Genomic DNA, 4,137 nt, shown 5'->3' on the forward strand with positions numbered 1-4,137 from the left:
GCGGTCCCGGCGCGCCCCCGCGCGGGGGGGGGGGGGGGGGGGGGGGCGGGGGGGGGGGGGGGGGGGGGGGGGGGGGCCCCCCCCCCCCCCCCCCCCCAGGGCCAGATCCCGCAGGGCCTTGGCCACCACGGCCTCCGGTTCCAGCCACACCGCCTCGCGCAGGGCGCTGACGTCCATCCCGGCGCGGGCCTGGAACTCGGTGCGGGTGAACCCCGGGACCACCGCCAGCACGCGGACCCCGTACGGCGCCATGTCCACCCGCAGGGACTCGCTGAAGGCGATGATCCAGGCCTTGGCGGCCCCGTACGTCCCGGTCGGCAGCAGTCCGGCCACCGAGGCGACGTTCAGCACCGCGCCCCGGCTGCGCCGGCGCAGCCCCGGCAGCGCGGCGTGGGTGAGCCGCATCGGGACCCTGACCAGCAGGTCGAGCAGTCGTTCCTCGTCCTCGACCGGGCTGTGGGGGAACGGTGCGGGGAGCCCGAAGCCCGCGTTGTTGACCAGGATGTCCACGGGCCGGGCCGGGTCGGCGAGCCGTTCGGCGACGGCCGTGCAGTCCGCGTCGTCGAGCAGGTCGGCGGGCAGCACCTCGCTGGCCGTGCCGAACTCGCAGCCGAGTTCGCGGGCCACGGCTTCGAGGCGGTCCTTGTCGCGGGCGACCAGGACGAGTGCGCAGCCCTTGGCCGCGAAACCGCGGGCGAAGGCGGCGCCGAGTCCGGCACTGGCCCCGGTGATCAGAACGGTGGTCAAGAGGAGGTCACTTCCTACACGTTGTTCCGGTTCGGGTCCTGCGGGGTGCCGGTGTGGTGCGGCGTGAAGTCCGCGATCGACGCGGACCCGTAGGCCTGGGCCACGTCGACGAGGAACCGGGCCTCGTCGTCCAGGTCGCCGCCTTCGGCGGACGTCTGCATCGCCGCGGGCAGCTCCCACTCCGCGTCCTGCCCGGGCTGCCCGGACCGTCCGGCGAGCTTCGCCTGCCGCGCTTCCTTCAGTACGCAGGCCAGTGCGGCCGCGGTGCGCCGCTGCTCGGGGATCCCGTGCCCGCTGACATGGGTGCGGGCGAGCTCCGGGACGCCCGGAGCGACGTACTCGCCGAGGATCAGGATCGCGTCGCGGGTCTCGATGACCTTGCGGTACACGAGCAGGTTGCGCGGGACGGGCGGCCACAGCAGTTCCACGACCCGGCCGGCCCGCGGTTTGGTGAGGGCGACGTGCGGGACGGCCTGGACGAGGTCGTGCCAGAGCGGCCACAGCCGCCAGGCGGTGGCGATGTCGGTGCTCGTGCGGCGCAGCGTGAACAGGGTCGGCACGAGGATCGCGGCGGCCCGCAGCAGGCCGTGCAGGTTCATCATCAGCGGCAGGGCCGGCATCGCCCAGGTACTGCCGAACAGGGCCTTGAGCAGGTAGACGAACCAGAACAGCCCGGCGAGCGCGGTGCCGAGGCCGAACAGCCGCAGTCCGGCGGCGAGTCCGCGGCTCTCGGTGCGGCGGCTGTAGCGCCAGCACAGGGAGACGCAGGTGGTGTTGGCGAGGAGGTGCGCGCAGATCAGGAGGAGCCAGTACGCGAGGGAGGGCACGGGATCACCGTGCGGCGGGATGGTGTGCGCGGTGTGTGCGGGGGCGGCCGTGTCCAGTACCACGAGGGTGCTCAGCCAGGCCACCGTGCCGATCCAGGCGGCGAGTTGGAGGCCCCGGCCGCGGGTCGCGGCGGCGACGAAGTAGAGCACGGTGCCCGCGGACAGCACGCCGATCAGGTTGCGGACGAGGCCGACGGTGTGCGCGTAGTCCGGGTCGCGCATCGCGTACGTGACGACGTCGGGGAGGTTGAGCGTCATCGCCGCGGCGGCGGTGGCGACGGCGAGCCACAGGCCGCGCTGCTGCGGGGAGCGCAGGGCCGAGGGTGCGCGGAGCAGGACCGCGATCCACAGGCAGACGACGCTGGGCACGGCCAGCGAGTCGCCGAGGGCGGCGAGTTCAGCGGCGCCCATGACCGCCCCGCCCGTACCCCATGGCGGATTCCAGCCAGGCGAGGGTGCCGCGGGCCGCGGTGGCCGACTGCGGGCAGGCGCCCGTCGTGCGGATGCGGATCATGCTGGCCAGCATCTCCGCCTCCTGCTCCTGGCTGGTGGTGTAGTTGGTGCGGCCGAGGACGACCGGGGCCTGTCCGTCGGTGTCCTCGGCTTCCAGGGAGTTGTGCCCGAACAGGATGTGCCCGAGCTCGTGCAGCACGATGTGCTCGCGGTGCAGGGGGGTGGTCTGGGCCTCGTAGAACACGTAGTCGACGCTGGCGGTGCCGACCCACAGCCCGCAGACCCCGGATTCCGCCGCCTCCTTGGGCAGCGGGTGCAGGCGGATGGGACGCCCGCGCTGCTCGGCTATCCGGTTGCACAGCCCTTCGAGGGAGAAGGGGTGCGTCAGATCCAGATGGCCGAGAATCTTCTCGCACCGTTTACGGAGGCTGGGTTGCGAGTGGGGCATGTGATCCCTCTTCGGACCCTTTCGCGGGCAGCGTCGGTAGGCGTGCGTGGGCGTGGGCATGGTGTCCTGTGCCTTCAAGGCGGCCTCGTGGAGTGGGGTCCTGAGGAAAGAAACGGAGGCCCGTTCACCGGTCGGCGAACGGGCGTTCCACCATGCCTACAGATCTTGTACGGGAGTTCGCAAGGCACGTCCCCGTGCGGGGTGCCTATTCGGCCACTCCCGAGGCCCCGGGTTCCGGCGCGCGCGGCCGGGAACGGAGCACGAGCAGGCCGTAGACCCCGGCCAGCAGGGCCGCAGGCACCAGCAGGGCCAGCGGCAGCAGGCTCCACGGCCCGAGGCCCATGGCGAACAGGGCGAGCGCGATGACGCCGAACGCGGACGACGCGGTGACGGTGACGCCGAGGTTCGACAGGTTCCGCTCGCGCGGACGGGCCAGTTCGGCCTCCACCTCGCGGCGCGCGGCTTCCAGGGCCTGGAGGCGGAAGCGTTCGTGCTGCCGGAGCAGCTGCCAGTTCTCCGCGCTCACGCCCTCCAGGTGCGGGGGCATGGCACCCTCGTCGGGCCGCTCTGCCCGCTCGCGGCGCCGGCGGGGATCACGGGGCGCGCTCGACGCCGCCATGGGCAAGCCTCCCTTTCTTCGGGTTACTTCAGCGCGTAGGAGGCCGCGAGGATGCCGGCCAGCGCTTCCATGAGTGGCACGTGCCGGTCGACGAGGTCCGCGAAGCGGGGTGCGTCGACGGAGAGTACGCCTATCTTCTCGGTGCCGTGGATCACCGGGACGGCGATGACCGCTTCGTACCCCGATCCCTCGGGGATGAGATAGGACTGCGTCACGAGCTTGCCGTCGATCCTGAAGGGCTTTCCACCGCCGCCGAGGATCTCGTTCTTCATGTGCGCCGCGCCGACCGGGTCGATGACGGGCCTGGGCGGCCGGTACCCGGGATAGGTCCCCTCCAGGTTGAAATCGCCGGTGGCGGGGTCGTACCGGTAGAAGCTGCACCGCCCGCGCGGAAGGAAATCGGGCTGCACCGGCGGGGCGGTGAGGTCGACCGCTCCGGCGAGGACCTGGTCGAGGATCTGCCTGCGCTTGTCGTCGAGGTCAGTGACCGTCTGCGGGAGCAGGGGCGCCGGGACCCGGGCTTCGTCCGCATAGAGCACCGCCAGGTCCTTGAGCTTGCTGCTCAGCGGACCCAGCGTGTTCGTGTACAGCTTCGCGATCTCCGCGTTCGTGTCACTGGCGAGCTGTTTGGCCCGTTCCTCGCCGTCTTCCGCGAACCGCTTCTCGAAGTGGGTGATCAGGACGACACCGCAGGCGGCGACGCCGGCTATGAGGGCCCAGCGCTGCTTGTCGGCCCCCGTGGCCCCGTCGGCCCACACGGACACGACGGCGACGGCCACACCGAGGGCGGCGGAGAACAGCAGGAACAGGTAGTGGACGCCGCGATCGGCCAGCCATTGCTTCATCCCTACGTACCACTCCCCGCGGTGGAAGGCATGGGATCGCAGAATCCCATACTTCCCGTTCCCCGCCAGGGAGTTGACCAACCGCGGGGAATCCGCCCCGGGGGGGGGGCCCGCGGGGGGCCCGGGGGGCGGCGGGGGGGGGGGGGGCGCGGCGAGTGGGGGGCGCCGCGCCGCCCCCCCCGCCCCCCGCGAGGGCGG

General features: G+C 72.6%; 5 protein-coding genes. All 5 read right to left on the reverse strand.

Annotation, left to right across the window (positions count from 1 at the left end; genetic code table 11):
• On the reverse strand, positions 1 to 747 hold a 747-nt coding region (locus ACFXA3_RS37345), incomplete at its 3' end, for an SDR family NAD(P)-dependent oxidoreductase (RefSeq protein WP_385194816.1).
• A 14-nt stretch (positions 748 to 761) separates the two neighbouring features.
• Positions 762 to 1,985, reverse strand: a complete 1,224-nt coding sequence (locus ACFXA3_RS37350; RefSeq protein WP_385194819.1) for an MAB_1171c family putative transporter — start codon at positions 1,983 to 1,985, stop codon at positions 762 to 764.
• Positions 1,972 to 2,475 (reverse strand): hypothetical protein, encoded by a 504-nt coding sequence (locus ACFXA3_RS37355; protein WP_385194821.1) that lies wholly within the window; start codon positions 2,473 to 2,475, stop codon positions 1,972 to 1,974. The genes ACFXA3_RS37350 and ACFXA3_RS37355 overlap by 14 nt, the downstream gene beginning before the upstream one ends.
• Positions 2,476 to 2,680: 205 nt before the next feature.
• Positions 2,681 to 3,094 carry a hypothetical protein gene (locus tag ACFXA3_RS37360; protein ID WP_385194824.1) on the reverse strand — a complete coding sequence of 138 codons (414 nt, stop codon included), beginning with the start codon at positions 3,092 to 3,094 and terminating at the stop codon, positions 2,681 to 2,683.
• A gap of 23 nt (positions 3,095 to 3,117) precedes the next feature.
• Positions 3,118 to 3,939, reverse strand: coding sequence for a hypothetical protein (locus tag ACFXA3_RS37365; protein WP_385194827.1), 822 nt, complete (start codon positions 3,937 to 3,939; stop codon positions 3,118 to 3,120).
• Positions 3,940 to 4,137: the final 198 nt, after the last annotated feature.

Source organism: Streptomyces sp. NPDC059456, assembly GCF_042750055.1.
Taxonomy (GTDB): domain Bacteria; phylum Actinomycetota; class Actinomycetes; order Streptomycetales; family Streptomycetaceae; genus Streptomyces.